Source organism: Flavobacterium sp., from assembly GCF_052437795.1.
Classification (GTDB): Bacteria; Bacteroidota; Bacteroidia; order Flavobacteriales; family Flavobacteriaceae; genus Flavobacterium.
Genome location: NZ_JBQVPA010000004.1, coordinates 252441 through 268142, shown reverse-complemented (window position 1 = coordinate 268142; position 15702 = coordinate 252441). Strand labels below are relative to the sequence as shown.

The following is a 15702-nucleotide window of genomic DNA, read 5'->3' as shown; positions in this document are numbered from 1 at the left end:
TATAAACTCGAATAGACAAGTTTTGAGCTAACCCGCTGTTCAAGGATCTGCTCAGGGCAGCATGCTATAGTAGCGGCGATTCGCCCATTTTAAGAAATTGGCGTTGAGTTTATCAAATAAGGTACTAATGTAGGCAGTATTGTTGACGTATGTAAAGAACGTAATTTGTTTATTTAAAGAGAATTCCGTCAATTTTTTCATCCATGTCCTTCAGCTTCGCAAAAGCTTCATCAAAGTCGGCCGACTTATCTATCTGCTTCTGCTCTACCTGCGCGGCAAACTGTAAGGCGCACATGGCCAGTACATCCTGCTTGTCGCGTACCGCATAGTTCTCCTCGAACTGCTTTATCATCGCGTCGATCTTTTTGGAAGCGCTTCTCAGGCCCTCTTCCTGCGCGGGATTTACCGTAAGCGGGTAGACCCTGTCGGCGATAGATATTTTGATCTTTAGCTTGTCGTCCATCCTTAATCAGAAAGTTGTGCTATGCAATGATCAATTTCGCGGATCAATGAATTTATCTTGAGTTTCGTTTCTCTTTTATTGTCGTCACTGCCCAGCAATGAATTGGCCATCCTCAGGGATTCGTTCTGCTGTTTCAGCAGCACTATATCCTCATTTTGCTTCCTTGCGACTGCTTCAGATCGTGATATCCCATTATGCAGCTCCCTGTTCTCCTGTTGCAGCCTGTCCATTTTTTGGGCCAGCTTCTCCAGTTTACTTTCAAGGGAATCAACAATTTGGGCTAATCCGCTCATTACAGTCACGTTTCATTGCTTGATCTTACAAAGTTAATATTCCTTTAATTAGAAACAACTGTTTCGTGAAAAATTATCAATTTTAATTAATTTCCCTGTAGTAATATGTTATTCGCCGGGGTTAAGGATGGTAGTGCGGGATCTTTTTTTTCAGGCTTAAAAACAACTAACTTTTTATAAGAATAAGCTAAAGCCTGTTGCCCATTTGTCTGTTTTTCCTATTTTAGTCCCATGAGATCATTTTTCTTACTATTACTATCTGCTACGGCTGCCGTGGCCCAGCAAACCACCTATCCGCAGGATTATTTCATATCGCCCATGAACCTCCCGCTGCATGCCTCAGGAACGTTTGGCGAGCTGCGCACCAACCACTTTCACGCGGGCCTTGATTATCGTACCAACCAAAAAGAGGGATTGCCTGTATATGCCGCCGCCGAAGGCTATGTATCGCGTTTGCGCGTTTCCAGCTATGGTTACGGCACTGCTTTATACATCGACCACCCCAATGGCTTTACGACGCTCTATGGCCATTTGCAGAAATATGCCCCAAAGATCGAGGAGTACGTGCGTGCAAAGCAATACGAAAAGCAGTCGTTCGATGTCGACCTGTTTTTGAAGCCCGGCGAACTAATGGTGACTAAGGGTGAACTCGTAGCCCTTTCGGGGAATTCCGGAGGGTCGGGCGGGCCACACCTGCATTTTGAGTACCGTGACACCAAGACCGAAATGATCATCAACCCGCTGCTTTTTGGCCTCGACAAAAAGATGAAGGATACCAAAGCGCCAACGATACAGGGCCTCATTGCATATCCGCTTAGTGACGATGCGGTGGTAAATGAATCAAAAAAGCCATTCATCATTAACCTGAATCTCCAAAAGGACGGTACCTACATTGCCGATAAGATCGCAGCAAAAGGAAAGGTCGGCTTTTCTATCGCAACATCCGATAAGTCTACCGGAAGTACCGGCAACAATGGTATTTTTAAGGTCCAGACGTTCTTCAACGGATCACCATATTTTAATTATGCATTCAATACTTTTGCGTTCGACGAATCACGCTACATTAACAACTTTATCGATTATCCGCGCTACTATTCCACCGGCCAGCGGTACCAGAAATTGTTCGTCAAAACGCCGTATCCTTTTTCTGTACTGAAGGGCAATCCGTCGAACGGACAGTTCAGTATCGTGCCCGACACCATTAAGAATTACCGGATAGAAGTGGCCGATTTCCACGGAAATAAAACTGTGGTGAACGGAAGTATAGAATATTCAGGAAACCCGGCGCAGGTAGCCGATCCCAAGCACATCACGCCTTATTTCGTAAAGGCAGGAAACGATCATAATTATACCAAGGACAATGTATCGGTTTTTATCCCGGCCAACGCGTTCTACGAAGATTTTTATATGGACTTCAATGTCCGCGATTCTATCCTGTACCTGCACAATGCCACGGTGCCGATCCATACAAATGTGGAGGTCTCGTTCGATGTGGGCCATTTGTCTAAAGATGTGTTGCAGAAAACCTTTATCGCAGGTTTTAATGAAAAGAAGGTGACGTACAACAGCAGTGTAATGAAAGAGGGCAGGCTTACCGCCAAAGTGAAGCAGCTGGGCAACTTTAAGCTGGCGCAGGATAATAACCCTCCGAAGATCTTTGATATCAGCTTTACGGAAGGGAAGTGGCTGACTGACAAGGATGGTTTTTGGTGTAAGATAAGCGACGACCTGTCGGGTATCGCTACGTTTGATGCTTTTATCAACGGAAAATGGGCGCTTATGCACTATGATCATAAAACACGCGTTATATTCCATAATTTCAGTGATGGCATTGTGGGCGAGGGGAAAAATGATTTGAAGATCGTTGTTACTGATAATGTTGGAAATTCCACTACCTTTGAAACGCATTTTTTCAGAACACAAAATACTGCTCCTGTTGAAAAAGATAAATAAGCTGCTTACGCTACTGATCATATTGCTGGGCACCACTGCTTTCGCCCAGAAAAAACCAATCATTTACGGTGTACTTATCGATGGCAATCACAAACCTGTAGAGGGTGTGAGCATCTATTATGCCGATATTGAGGGGACAAAAAAAACGACTACCGATAAGACCGGTTTTTACAAACTGGAGCTGCCGGTGGGGAGGAAGGTTATCATTTGGTTCGAGCATAAGAGTTTTGCCCTTTCGGCGATACATGACGTGAAAATGGACTGGAACGATACGCTGGAATTCAACTCCATACTTTCCGGTGGGGAACAGATCGATGATGTAGTTATCACAGTGCAGGGACGCGACCGGAGGGTGGAAGGCATGACATATGTCAAACCGGAAGTAATAATTAAAATGGTAGGTCCAAATGCCGGTGTAGAAAATATTATTAAGAATATTGGTCTTGGCGTTGCATTTAATAATGAGATGAGTACCGCTTACAACGTACGCGGTGGCAACTACGATGAAAACCTTGTTTATGTGAACGATGTAGAGATCTACCGCCCGTTCCTCATCCGCTCCGGGCAGCAGGAAGGCCTAAGCTTTACCAACAGCAACATGGTGGAGAGCGTGGATTTTTCTTCAGGCGGGTTCCAGTCGCGTTTTGGTGATAAGCTGTCTTCAGTATTGGATATCAAATACCGCAGGCCTACCCGCTATGCTGCGGCGCTCGACGCGAGTTTTCTTGGTGGAAGCCTAACCCTTGAGGGTGTTTCTAAAGACGATAAATGGTCGGCGATCGTTGGCGCCCGCTACCGCGATAACAGCCTTTTGGTCAACAGCCAGGAAACGGAAACCAATTTCAAGCCAACATTTGCCGATGTACAGACGATCGTGAATTTCAGGCCGAATGCCAAATGGGACTTTAGTTTCATAGGCAATATTTCGCAAAATAAATACCATTACCAGCCGCTGTACAGGCAAACCAATTTCGGTACCGTTGACGACCCTATCGCTTTGCAGATATTCTACGACGGGCAGGAAAAAGACGAATATAAAACGTATTTCGGGGCATTGACTTCTGAATATAAAGTTAGTGACAACTTCAGGCTGAAGCTTATCGGCTCAATGTACCATACGCAGGAGCAGGAATATTTCGACATTCAGGCGGCCTACGCATTGGGTAATGTAGATACGAATATCGGTTCCGATACTTATGGCGCATGTGTCGATTGTGTTACCGTTGGGAAGCAGCTCAACCACGCACGCAACGATCTCGACGCGCTTATCGTAAATGCCGAACTAAAAGGCTACCATACCCTGAAAAAACATTTTGTGGAGTGGGGTGCAAAATATACCCGCGAAGACATCCGCGACCGCATAGTGGAGTGGGAGGTGATCGACTCTGCCGGTTTCTCCATCAGGCCTCCGGTTGCCGACTTTGTGCGCAACGACCAGCCGTACAGCCCCTACACAGGGCCGCTGGTGCCGTACCAAAATACAAGGGCTACCAACTTTGCGCAGATCAACCGCCTTTCGGGCTACGCACAGTGGAGCTATAAAGATTCTATCGGTGACTCAGAAATTTTCATGAACGCCGGTGCAAGGGTGCACCAATGGCAGGTGACCGGAGATAATATCGATGGCAAGAGCCAGATGGTCATCAGCCCGAGGGCACAATTTGCCATCAAGCCCAGCCGTAACCGCGATATGCTTTTCCGCCTTTCGGGAGGATTTTATTACCAGCCGCCGTTTTACCGGGAGCTAAGGGATTCCCTTGGTATGGTGCGCCCTAACGTAAAGGCGCAGCGCTCTATACATGTGGTGCTGGCCAACGATTACAGCTTTAAGCTGATGGTGGGCGACACCCTGCGGCCGTTCAGGCTGGTAACCGAAGTATATTATAAAGATATTGACGATGTGAATACGTATACGCTCGAAAATGTGCGTTTACGTTACCGTGCCGATAATAACGCCGTAGCTTATGCTTACGGGATTGACATGCGCCTTAACGGTGAATTCGTTCCCGGTACAGAATCGTGGATCACGGTTGGCTACATGCGTACCGAGGAGAACATCAACAACAAAGGATACATCGCCCGCCCAACCGACCAAAGGCTGAAATTCGGCTTGCTGTTTACCGACTATGTGCCAAACATTCCAAGCCTGAAAATGTACCTGAACCTTGTGTATAATACCGGCCTTCCGGGTGGTTCGCCATCGTATGCCGATCCGTATGTATACCAAACCCGCCTTAATGATTATCGACGCGCAGATGCCGGATTCTCCTATGTGCTGCAGGATGTAACGGATAAAAGGATAAGATCGGAAAAGGCATGGCTAAAGCCGTTCAAAGAGCTTACGTTGGGGCTGGAGATATTCAACCTTTTCAATAACCAGAATGCCATTACCAATACCTGGGTGCGCGATGTGTACAGCAAGAACCAGTACGGTATACCTAACTACCTTACCAGCCGGGTATTCAGTCTAAAATTATCGGCAAGGATCTAAGCGGATGATTGATTGTGGACAGCACGTCCCGCCTCATTCTCTTTTTAGGGACGGCAGGGTAGAGGACTTATTCATAGCTAAACATAATAATTGAAACATTTTCCTTATTTTTGGTATATCTCTAATGACCTCAAATGAAAAAAGCTGCCATTATAGCCATAGCGCTTGCATCGGTACTGTTCGTAAGCTGTAAGGAAGAAAAAGAAAAGCCCAAGGTGATCTACGAAGAAAAAGCAGAACGCACGGCTCCTAAAAAAGTTGACTCTACCCAGATCAAGGTGGCCGACCTGCCCGTACACATGGAGGGCACACGGTATCTGATCCATCCTGTGGGCGATATCAGTATCTATGAGGACAGCAACCGAAGCTACGGCACCAGCCGCACCAACAGCCAGGTGAGCTATGCGATATCCAATTACAACCGCTTCGAGATCACGGGATATTTTGAGAACCTGAAGTTCCAGCACATAGACTCTACGGCTATGACACCCCTTACCGATAAGAATGTACAGATACAGACGGCTACTTTCCTAAACACTGTAGCCGAAAAAACAAAAAAACAGATGCTGGTCTATACGCTTGTGGATGCCGACACCAATCAGGACGGTAAGGTGGATGCTAACGATATCCGGTCATTATACATTAGCGATGTCAGTGGGAAAGGTTTTAAAAAACTTTCGCCCGACATGCAGGAACTTGTGGACTGGAGCCTGATCGAAGCAAAGGACCGCATCTATTTCCGCACTATTGAGGACATTAATAAAAATGGCGCTTTTGATAAAAATGACCTTGTACATTATTACTACGCCGACCTGCTTTCCCCAGATTTGGCGGTTACGGCATATGAACCGGTTAAATAGTTTCGGGTTCAGGGTTTGTAGTTTAATGTTTAAAGTGCTGTATGGCAACCCGGAACTCTCAACTAAATAAGGATATCACTCTCCAGGTCCGATTTTTCCACCGGGATGTCAAACCCCAGGCGTTGCATCAGTTCCACGACCAGCTTTTTGTACCAGTTCTCTGATTTAGGGTGAATGTATATCTTTTCGATCAGGATGTTGATATCAACATCCGTTTTTACACCCTCGTTGATGAAAAGGTTGTGTTTGGTTAGGTCGGCAACTATCCGCACCTCGAGTTCATACTGGAAACTTTTCCGCTTAAAAAGGAATGGGAAAAAGTCGTTATCGAACGGGATATATTCTTTTTTGTAATCGATGTAATTTACAGCCCCAATGTGCTGCTCATAGCGGATCTCCGGTTCCAGGGCCTGTTGCATACGGCCTATGGTGCTTTGTATGGCTAACCCCTCATTATTCTTTGTAAAGATCTGCCACATGGCAAAGGACTCATGCTCGCTAATATGCCAGCTGCTCACCACCACATTCTTGCGGTGGTTTTTGTAATAATCCAGAAAGTCGGGATTGTCGGCAGAAAGCCGCTTCATTTCCTCAAAGGTCGGCTCACTGAACGTTCCCTCGTATTGGTCCTCGAATTTATCCGACCGCGACATGAACAGCTGATTCCCCAACAATAGGTCCAGGAATTTGGACAGGTCGAGGTACTTCCACACAATGGTGTCAGGATCGGGCAGGGTTATCTGGTCATTAGGGACAAACATTGGCTATCGGTTTTCAAAAATGGTTTTCAGGTCTTTGAAATGGGAAATGGCATGATCGGCCTCTTTGGGCGAATGCATGTTGGTTTTATCATATAGTACAGTTGGGATACCCAGGGCTTTTGCCGCGGCGATCTCTGACTCAGGGTCGTCGCCTACTACAAGTACTTCTCCCGGAAGATAATTGTGGCGTGCCAGTATGCCGGCAAATGCTTCTTTCTTGCTGGTCTTTGTTGGGTCAACTACATGGATCTCCTTAAAATCTTCGGCAATACCCATCTGTTTGATCTTGCTGTGCTGCATTTTCGCAAATCCGGTCGTTACCAGGTAGCGATCGGCAGGGATATTCTTTATTTCCGAATAATCCTCAAAGGTGTCAATAGCATTATCATATTCAAGTTCTTCCTGCAATGCTATCCCACTGGCTGTTAGTTCGTCGCTAAAGCCATGTCGTTGCGCTACCAAACGGAATGGCGTACGCATGATGGCTTTCTTAATATCCTCGATGGCATCATTGTGCTGGCCACTCGCAACGATCAGGTCGAACAATGGACCGAATAATTTATCGCCAATTGAACTTACAGGGTAAACAGTATTATCAAGATCGTAAATTATGGCTTTTATCGGCATAGAGGAGTTTATTTGTTGATGCGTTGATGTGTTTATTCGGCAGTGATTTGAAGTAGTAGCCTTACTAACAAATGTATTAACAAATCAACGGATTACCACATTAACAAATTATCAAATCAACATTATTCAAAAGACTGCATCATGACCAGCTTTTTGTACGTGCCGTTTTGATTGAGCAGTTCGTCATGCGTACCCTGTTCCACGATGCGGCCCTTTTGCATCACTACGATCTTGTCAGCTTTCTGTATGGTTGACAGCCTGTGCGCTATGACTATGGAAGTACGGTTCTGCATCATGTTCTCAAGCGCCTGCTGTACCAGCCTTTCGCTTTCGGTGTCGAGTGCGGAGGTGGCTTCGTCCAGTATCATGATTGGAGGATTCTTCAGTACGGCGCGCGCAATGCTGAGACGCTGCTTCTGTCCTCCTGAAAGTTTGTTCCCGCTATCACCAATATTGGTATTAATGCCCTCCGGAAGGTCTTTTACGAACTCATAGGCGTTGGCGATCTTCAGGGCAGCCATGATCTCTTCATCAGATGCTTCGGGCTTGCCCAGGGAAACATTGTTCCGGATGGTGTCGTTAAACAATATGCTGTCCTGTGTTACCAAACCTATCATACTGCGCAATGAATGTACTTTATAATCGCGAATGTCGATCCCATCGATCTTTATACTGCCTTCCTGCACGTCATAAAAGCGCGTGAGCAGGTTGGCAATGGTACTTTTTCCGCTGCCTGACTGCCCAACGAGTGCTACTGTCTGACCCTTAGGTACAGTAAGTGAGAATTCCTTCAGCACATTGTCTTCCTCGTAGCGGAAGTTGATATTCTCGATAGAAATACCTTTTTCAAATGATGTGCTTTCCAGTGCCTCGGGCTTGTCGTGTATCTCTACATCGGTTTCAAGAAGTTCTACTATCCGTTCTGCCGAAGCACTGCCACGCTTAAGGCTGTAGCTAGCCTTCGATATATCTTTTGCAGGCGTAAGGATGTTGTAAGCCAAAAGAATGTAGCCTAAAAAGAATCCCGCCTCCATTGTCTTGTCTTCAAAAACAAGGTAGCCGCCATAAACAAGCAGTACCCCTATAACGATGATGCCCAAAAGTTCGCTCAGCGGCGATGCCAGGTTTTGCCTGTTTGACACCGAGTTAGAGAATCCAAAAAGCTTCATGTTGATGGCAGCAAATTTTTCCCTGAAGATGCGCTCAGCGGTAAACGACTTTATCACTTTAAGCCCGCCCACCGTTTCCTCAAGGGTGGCAAGTATTTGCCCTTGCTGCTGCTGCACGCGCATTGACTTCTTCTTGAGTGACTTACCAACTTTTGAAATGATGAATCCGGCAATTGGGAGGAATACGAACACGAATAATGTGAGCTGGTAGCTAAATATGGCCATTGATACGAGCGTGAACAATATGGTCAGCGGCTCCTTTACGATCATTTCCATATAGTTCATGAACGAGTTGCTCAATTCATTTACATCGGTTGTCATTTTAGCGATCACATCGCCTTTTGTCGTTTTGGAATAATACCTTAGTGGTAGCCTTGTTATCTTTCCGTAAAGCTCTGTACGTATGTCCTTAACCATTCCGTTACGCAAATGCGTAATGAAATACAAGGCCATGTAATTACAAAAGTTCTTGAGCAGGAAGATCACTATGATAAGTCCGATTATGAACATCAATACGGTAAATTCACCATGCTTCTGTATCTGCGTGACGAGTTGATAGTTCAGCGAGTCCTCAAGGAAACTTTTTATATGTTCAAGATCTATGTATACAGGCTTGGGTACCACTTTTTTATCGTCAAAAATGACTTTAAGTACCGGTATTACGGCAATGAGCGAAAGCGTACTGAACAACGCATACAGTATATTAAAGAAGATATTGAGGTATATCTGCTTTTTGTATGGCTTGGCAAAAGGATAAATTTTCTTGTAGTAGCTCATGTTACCTGAGGTTCATTTCCTCTACGATGTTCTGTATCTTTTCATCCAGCGATGCTTCAACGGCCTTGAAGTTCTTCACATCGTCAAGCGGCTCGTTAACGCTGAAATAGAACTTTATTTTTGGTTCAGTACCGCTTGGGCGCGCACATATTTTGGTGCCGTCCTCGAGGTAGTAAATAAGCACGTCGCTCTTGGGCAGCGTAAGCGCTTCTTCCTCACCAGAAAGCAGGTTTTTGGCTGTAGATGCCTTATAATCTTCTACCATTATTACACGCTGCCCGTTGATCTCGCTAAGCGGGTTCTCGCGCATTTGTATCATCATGGCATTGATCTCCTCTGCGCCTTCCTTACCTTTTTTGGTAAGTGAAATGAGGTATTCCTTGTAAAACCCAAATTCAACAGATAGTTTTAGCAGCTCCTGAAAAAGTGAGCTTGCGTTAGCTTTCGCCTGTGCCGCGATCTCGCAAAGCAGTAGTGTAGAGGTAACCGCGTCTTTATCGCGGACTTTGTCGCCCACCATGAAACCGAAACTCTCTTCGCCGCCACCAATGAACTCCTGTTCAGGGAAATCCTTTATCATCTTGGCTATCCATTTAAAGCCGGTTAGTCCCACTTTGCATTCCACATCATACGCTGTAGCCAGTTCCATCATCATTGGTGTGGATACTATTGTCGACCCTATAAATTGCTTTCCGTTGATCCTGCCTTGCTTCTTCCACTGCTCCAAAAGGAAGTGCGTCATGAGTACCATGGTTTGGTTGCCATTCAGTAGCGTCATGATGCCGTTCCCGTTACGCACAGCTACACCCAGGCGGTCACTATCGGGGTCAGTACCCACTACTATGTCGGCGTCAACCTCGTCAGCCAGTGCTATGGCCATTGCCAGTGCTTCCGGCTCTTCCGGGTTGGGCGATTTTACCGTTGGGAAATTCCCGTCCGGTTTGGCCTGTTCGGCAACGATGTGTACGTTGCTGTAGCCGGCGTTCTCAAGCAGGTCGGGTATCGATTTTACCGATGTACCGTGAAGAGGGGTGTAAACGATCTTCAGTGCGTCCTTGGCTTCCTGTGGCGTGTTGAACGATGCATTGACCAAAGACGTGCGAAGGAAAGCCCTGTCTATTTCCTCTCCTATATATTCGATCAGTGTTTCATCAGCATTAAAGTTGATCTGGCCGTATTCCAGCGCTTCAATAACCGCGATCAGTTCTTTATCCTGTGGCGGCACCAATTGGCCGCCGTCCTGCCAATATACTTTGTAACCATTATATTCCGGTGGGTTGTGCGATGCTGTAAGCACGATGCCCGCATGGCAGTTAAGGTGTTTTACCGCGAACGAAAGCTCCGGCGTCGGGCGCAGCTCCTCGAAAAGGTATACTTTAATGCCGTTAGCAGAAAATACATCGGCAACCACTTTAGCCAGCGTGTCGCTGTTATGGCGGCAGTCGTAGGCAATGGCTACTTTCAGTTCCTCGCCGGGAAATGATGTTCTCAGGTAGTCCGAAAGGCCCTGTGTTGCCTTACCTAAGGTATATTTGTTGATGCGGTTGGTGCCGGGGCCCATAATGCCCCTCATGCCTCCGGTCCCGAATTCAAGGTTCTTGTAAAAGCTGTCCTCCAGCTCTTTTGGCGAAGAGGCCATCATTTCCTGCAATGAAGCATGGGTATCATTGTCAAAAACCGGCGTTAGCCACACATTTACTTTGTCAAGTATTGATCTGTCGATTTCCATCGTAACTATATTTTATAGTATAAATTTTGTTATTATTTGCCAAACGGCAAAATACTGCAGTTATAAAGTTTCGCTAATTTTATAGCGTTCCTCATTATTGCGGGTTCGCAGTATGATCTCGCCCAAAAAACCCGCCAGGAAAAGCTGCGTACCAATGATCATTGTAGCAAGTGCAATGTAAAACCACGGATTGTCGGTGATCAGGATGGTTTTCTGGTGGTGGTACAGCCTGATCAGTTTTACTGCGCCAATGTATATGGCCGAACCCAGCCCTATCAGGAACATGAGTACCCCAAGCGCGCCGAACAGATGCATGGGCCTCTTGCCGAAACGTGAAAGGAACCAGATGGTTATAAGGTCCAGGAATCCGTTGATGAACCGCTCCATCCCGAATTTGGTCGAGCCGTACTTGCGTGCCTGGTGCATTACCACTTTTTCGCCTATGCGGGAAAATCCTGCATTTTTAGCCAGCACAGGGATATAACGGTGCATTTCGCCCGAAACCTCGATGTTCTTTACAACAACATTCCTGTATGCCTTGAGCCCGCAGTTGAAGTCGTTGAGCTTTACACCCGATGTTTTCCTGGCCGCCCAGTTGAACAGCTTGGAAGGCATGTTCTTGGAGAGGATGGAGTCATAGCGTTTCTTTTTCCAGCCCGAGACCAGGTCGTAGCCCTCAGCGGTGATCATGCTGTATAGTCCCGGTATTTCGTCGGGACTGTCCTGCAGGTCGGCATCCATGGTTATGATCACGTCGCCCTGAGCCTTGGCAAACCCGGCATGAAGCGCCTGTGATTTTCCGTAATTCCTTTGGAAACGGATGCCTTTTACGCCCGGGTCCTTAGCCGAAAGCTGCTGTATGATGTGCCAGGATGCGTCGGTGCTGCCATCGTCTATAAAGATGACCTCATAGCTGAAATTGTTATCAGTCATGACCTTTACGATCCACTGGTGTAATTCGTTGAGTGATTCCTCTTCGTTGAGGAGGGGTATAACTATCGATAGATTCATTTACTGTTGAAAAGCTCCCGGATTATCTTTTTTTATGATAGCCCCAATGATCAGGGAAAATATAAGGCCGATGAACGTATAAATTACTATGGTGAACGGTGCGGCAACAAGAGGGTCCATGAAGGTTTTGGTCCACTTAAGGGTCATTTCAAGCTGCTCTGATGACATGTTCGGATTTTGCATCACAGTTATCTCCTTGATTTTTTCGAACATTTCGTCCTGGAATTCCGGGAAGATCAGGTTGAAAATGATATTGAACACTGCAAATATCGATCCGGCGATCACGGTTACTGATACGCCTGCTTTGAGGCTTTGGCTAAAAGAAATAAAGCCGCCATTGTGTTTTTTAAAATGGTTGCAGGCAAGGATAATAAAGAGTATCGGCAGGATAAGGTAATTCAAAAGGCTGTTAACGATCCCAACCCATGCGTGTTTTACAGGGTCAATATCCATTGCGTATGCGATAACGAATTCAAGGATCATGATGACCCCAAAAATGACACCGTAAGATACGGCAGACTTTGCAGGAGAAATGTTTTCTTTCATGGTGAGTTTGTTTTAACGTACAAATATACTAATTATGACACTATCAGTCGCAAAAATTTCCGTTGCGTTACATTGAAAAAAAGAAGTACATTACTTTGATTTTTAAAAAATAGTCGTACTTTTGCGCACTCAAATAAAAAGAGTTTAAACAAAAAGCTGTGAGCCGTTTACACCTTCCGCTTCAGGAAGCCTCGGGACAGGCAGCAGCCAAACAATAAAAATTTATCAAGATGAAAAAAGGTATTCACCCGGAAAATTACAGGCTGGTAGCGTTCAAAGACATGTCGAACGACGAAGTTTTTATCACAAAGTCTACAGCTGACACAAAAGAAACGATCACACACGAAGGAGTTGAATATCCGGTAGTGAAAATGGAGATCTCAAGGACTTCACATCCATTCTACACTGGTAAATCAAAACTTATCGACACTGCAGGACGTATCGACAAGTTCAAAAACAAATATGCTAAATTCAGCAAAGAGACTAAAACTGAAACTGAAGAGTAGTTTTATCTTTTATACTTACAGAAGCCTTCCGGAAACGGGAGGCTTTTTTTAGCTCCCTACCCCCCAAAGGGGGAAATCCGCTCAAACACAGCTGCAACTTTACAACTTGATAACTTTGCCACTTTAAAACTTTGCCCTATTTTCGTGTCTTAAACCAGCGAACAAATGAACTATATCCTTTTTGACGGCCCTGTGCGCAACCAGCTGCTGCCGTTCACCTTTACCAGGCCGGTTGCCGATATCCGTGTGGGCATACTTACCATTCGCGAAAAATGGGAAAAATACCTTGGCTATACCACCACAACGCTTACTGAGGAGTACCTGATGGAGAAATTCCCCATGGTAGAGATGGAAGAGAACGTAATGGTCAACGCCTCGTTCCTGCCGAATGAAGTACTGTCGGAAATGGTACAGGCGCTCGAAGCCAACCAGGCGATCTTCTGCGGGGAGGATGTAATTGCCTTTTATACCAAAGATACCCAGGAAGAGGTGGATTTTGACACGTACGAGATCATAGAATATACCGAAAGCTGCCTGCGGATCGAAAACCCGTGGGACATTTTCGCGAAGAACGATGCTGCTATCCGCGAGGATTTCGAGCTGCTTACCGAAGGCCGCACTTCGCAGCCCATCCCGGCAAGTGTTAATACCATTTCCCCCGAAAATATATTCATTGAAGAAGGTGCTAAGCTGGAGTTCGTTACCCTAAATGCTTCTACAGGCCCGATCTACATAGGTAAGAATTCCGAGATCATGGAGGCTTCAGTTATCCGTGGGCCGTTTGCATTATGCGAAGAAGCACAGGTAAAGCTGGCGACTAAAGTATACGGCGCTACGACTGTTGGCCCGCACAGCCGCATTGGTGGGGAGGTGAATAACTCGGTGCTGTTCGGCTATTCCAACAAGGGGCACGACGGTTTCCTTGGGAACTCGGTATTGGGCGAATGGTGCAACCTCGGTGCCGACACTAACAATTCCAACCTGAAGAATAATTACGAGGAAGTAAAACTGTGGAACTACGAAAAAGAAGGCTTTGTGAAGACAGGCCTGCAATTTTGCGGCCTTATGATGGGCGACCACAGCAAGAGCGGTATCAATACGATGTTCAACACAGGGACCGTAGTCGGAGTGAGCGCGAATATTTTTGGCAGCGGCTTCCCGCGTAATTTCGTGCCGAGCTTTTCATGGGGCGGCGCATCGGGATTCTCGACTTATATAACTAAAAAAGCCTTTGAAACCGCAAGGATAGTGATGTCGCGCCGCCATGTGGAATTTACCACGCAGGATGCCGCCATCATGGAACATATATTCGAAGAGACCAAAAAATGGAGGAAAGAAGATTAATATATCGTGTTTAATTTTTTAATGTAACCATTGACAAATCGTAAAAGAAGATCAGGGCCGGGAGGATTAGTGGCATCACTGTTCCTGCTGGCCTTTGCTGTATATTTTGCTTTTTTTCGGAACGCACCTACAACGGCACCGTTACCTGAAAAAGTACCTGCTTCAGCACCTCCAGAAACTCCGAAAACCAAAAAGGAAAAGAAGAAAGGGGCGCCCCGTTACCTCACCGTTTTTGAGGGTAAGGTTATTGGCATAAAAGATGGCGATACTTTCGAAGTATTATACGACAGCATCCCCGAACGCGTGCGCCTTGCGCAGATCGACTGCCCTGAGAAGTCGCAGGCTTTTGGCAGGAACGCCCGGCAGTATGCCTCCGACCTTTGTTTCGGCAAAACGGTTATCGTTACTTCCGATGGCAAGCGCGACCGCTACGGCAGGGTCGTAGGCATCATTACTACACAGGAAGGCGTCAATGTGAATCAAGAACTGGTAAAAGCAGGCCTGGCCTGGCATTACAAGCACTACTCAAAAAGCAAGACCCTTGATGCCATAGAAGAGCAGGCAAGGGATAAAAAACTTGGCCTGTGGGCTGATAAAGACCCAGTTGCCCCGTGGGAATGGCGGAAAGAGCGGAGAAGAAAGTAGGCTGTCACCGCTTGAGAAAAAAAAGCGCCGCTATTTGCGGCGCTTTCTCGTTTACTAAACTTACCTATCGATCCTTACGAACTCGCCATTGGCATTGAAAACAAGGTCAACATCATTGGAAAGCTCCACATCGTAGCCGTGCCTCTCGATCTCTATGGTCGTTACCGATCGAGATGCGTAATTTGCAGTAACATATTGCGCTATTGAAGCCGGCAGGATAGCAGCAGGAACAGCCTGGTTGTTGCCGTCGATATCCGTCCATGCGCCATCGGCTGTAAAGTCGATCTCAAACCCGTTGGATAAATGCACATCGTAGATCGAACCATCCCTATCGGCCTTCGACTGTTTTTCAACCCTTGTATAAGTAATGCCGGGAAAATGTGTTTCCACAAAATTACGCGCCGCCTGCGGAAGCTCGGTAGCCTGTATCACAGTTTCTGTCCCGTTGTTATCATCATCGCTGCACGCTGCGCCCATAAGTGCTGTAGCCGCAAGGGCCATTAAAAACATTTTTTTCATAGTTTACG

General features: G+C 46.2%; 15 protein-coding genes and 1 other RNA gene. 6 read left to right on the top strand and 10 right to left on the bottom strand.

What is annotated here, in order from left to right; translation table 11 throughout:
* Positions 1-3 precede the first annotated feature (3 nt).
* From ssrS to ACT6R0_RS14025, 3 genes are all read right to left on the bottom strand, one after another.
* A non-coding RNA gene (gene ssrS / locus ACT6R0_RS14035) (6S RNA) lies at positions 4-109 on the bottom strand.
* 60 nt (positions 110-169) lie between these two features.
* The gene (locus ACT6R0_RS14030; RefSeq protein WP_444654183.1) at positions 170-463 is read right to left on the bottom strand and encodes a cell division protein ZapA; all 294 of its coding nucleotides are present in this window, start codon (positions 461-463) and stop codon (positions 170-172) included.
* A gap of 2 nt (positions 464-465) precedes the next feature.
* Positions 466-756, bottom strand: coding sequence for a hypothetical protein (locus ACT6R0_RS14025; RefSeq protein WP_444654184.1), 291 nt, complete (start codon positions 754-756; stop codon positions 466-468).
* A 231-nt stretch (positions 757-987) separates the two neighbouring features.
* Here ACT6R0_RS14025 and ACT6R0_RS14020 point away from each other — a divergent pair, with 231 nt between their 5' ends.
* From ACT6R0_RS14020 to ACT6R0_RS14010, 3 genes are all read left to right on the top strand, one after another.
* Positions 988-2709, top strand: coding sequence for a M23 family metallopeptidase (locus ACT6R0_RS14020; protein ID WP_444654186.1), 1722 nt, complete (start codon positions 988-990; stop codon positions 2707-2709).
* The gene (locus tag ACT6R0_RS14015) at positions 2693-5200 is read left to right on the top strand and encodes a TonB-dependent receptor plug domain-containing protein (RefSeq protein WP_444654188.1); all 2508 of its coding nucleotides are present in this window, start codon (positions 2693-2695) and stop codon (positions 5198-5200) included. Before ACT6R0_RS14020 ends, ACT6R0_RS14015 begins: the two co-directional genes overlap by 17 nt.
* A 134-nt stretch (positions 5201-5334) precedes the next feature.
* On the top strand, positions 5335-6060 hold the full coding sequence (locus ACT6R0_RS14010; RefSeq protein WP_444654189.1) for a hypothetical protein: 726 nt from the start codon (positions 5335-5337) through the stop codon (positions 6058-6060).
* Positions 6061-6122: 62 nt separating this feature from the next.
* Here ACT6R0_RS14010 and ACT6R0_RS14005 read toward each other — a convergent pair whose 3' ends face one another.
* From ACT6R0_RS14005 to ACT6R0_RS13980, 6 genes are all read right to left on the bottom strand, one after another.
* Complete coding sequence (locus ACT6R0_RS14005; RefSeq protein WP_444654190.1) at positions 6123-6821, bottom strand: hypothetical protein; 699 nt, start codon at positions 6819-6821, stop codon at positions 6123-6125.
* 3 nt (positions 6822-6824) lie between these two features.
* Positions 6825-7448, bottom strand: a complete 624-nt coding sequence (locus ACT6R0_RS14000) for an HAD family hydrolase (RefSeq protein WP_444654191.1) — start codon at positions 7446-7448, stop codon at positions 6825-6827.
* Between the two features lie 122 nt (positions 7449-7570).
* Positions 7571-9394 carry an ABC transporter ATP-binding protein gene (locus tag ACT6R0_RS13995; protein WP_444654193.1) on the bottom strand — a complete coding sequence of 608 codons (1824 nt, stop codon included), beginning with the start codon at positions 9392-9394 and terminating at the stop codon, positions 7571-7573.
* 1 nt (position 9395) lies between these two features.
* Complete coding sequence (locus ACT6R0_RS13990; protein WP_444654194.1) at positions 9396-11123, bottom strand: phospho-sugar mutase; 1728 nt, start codon at positions 11121-11123, stop codon at positions 9396-9398.
* Positions 11124-11183: 60 nt separating this feature from the next.
* Positions 11184-12134, bottom strand: coding sequence for a glycosyltransferase family 2 protein (locus ACT6R0_RS13985; RefSeq protein WP_444654195.1), 951 nt, complete (start codon positions 12132-12134; stop codon positions 11184-11186).
* Positions 12135-12680, bottom strand: a complete 546-nt coding sequence (locus tag ACT6R0_RS13980; protein WP_444654197.1) for a DUF4199 domain-containing protein — start codon at positions 12678-12680, stop codon at positions 12135-12137. It abuts the gene before it with no gap.
* A gap of 230 nt (positions 12681-12910) precedes the next feature.
* Here ACT6R0_RS13980 and ACT6R0_RS13975 point away from each other — a divergent pair, with 230 nt between their 5' ends.
* From ACT6R0_RS13975 to ACT6R0_RS13965, 3 genes are all read left to right on the top strand, one after another.
* Positions 12911-13186 carry a type B 50S ribosomal protein L31 gene (locus ACT6R0_RS13975; protein ID WP_444654199.1) on the top strand — a complete coding sequence of 92 codons (276 nt, stop codon included), beginning with the start codon at positions 12911-12913 and terminating at the stop codon, positions 13184-13186.
* A 165-nt stretch (positions 13187-13351) separates the two neighbouring features.
* Positions 13352-14530, top strand: coding sequence for a GlmU family protein (locus ACT6R0_RS13970; RefSeq protein ID WP_444654200.1), 1179 nt, complete (start codon positions 13352-13354; stop codon positions 14528-14530).
* A 30-nt stretch (positions 14531-14560) separates the two neighbouring features.
* On the top strand, positions 14561-15175 hold the full coding sequence (locus ACT6R0_RS13965) for a thermonuclease family protein (protein WP_444654201.1): 615 nt from the start codon (positions 14561-14563) through the stop codon (positions 15173-15175).
* A 60-nt stretch (positions 15176-15235) separates the two neighbouring features.
* Here ACT6R0_RS13965 and ACT6R0_RS13960 read toward each other — a convergent pair whose 3' ends face one another.
* Positions 15236-15694: a PepSY-like domain-containing protein gene (locus ACT6R0_RS13960; protein WP_444654202.1), complete on the bottom strand. Its 459-nt coding sequence runs from the start codon at positions 15692-15694 to the stop codon at positions 15236-15238.
* Between the last annotated feature and the right edge of the window lie 8 nt (positions 15695-15702).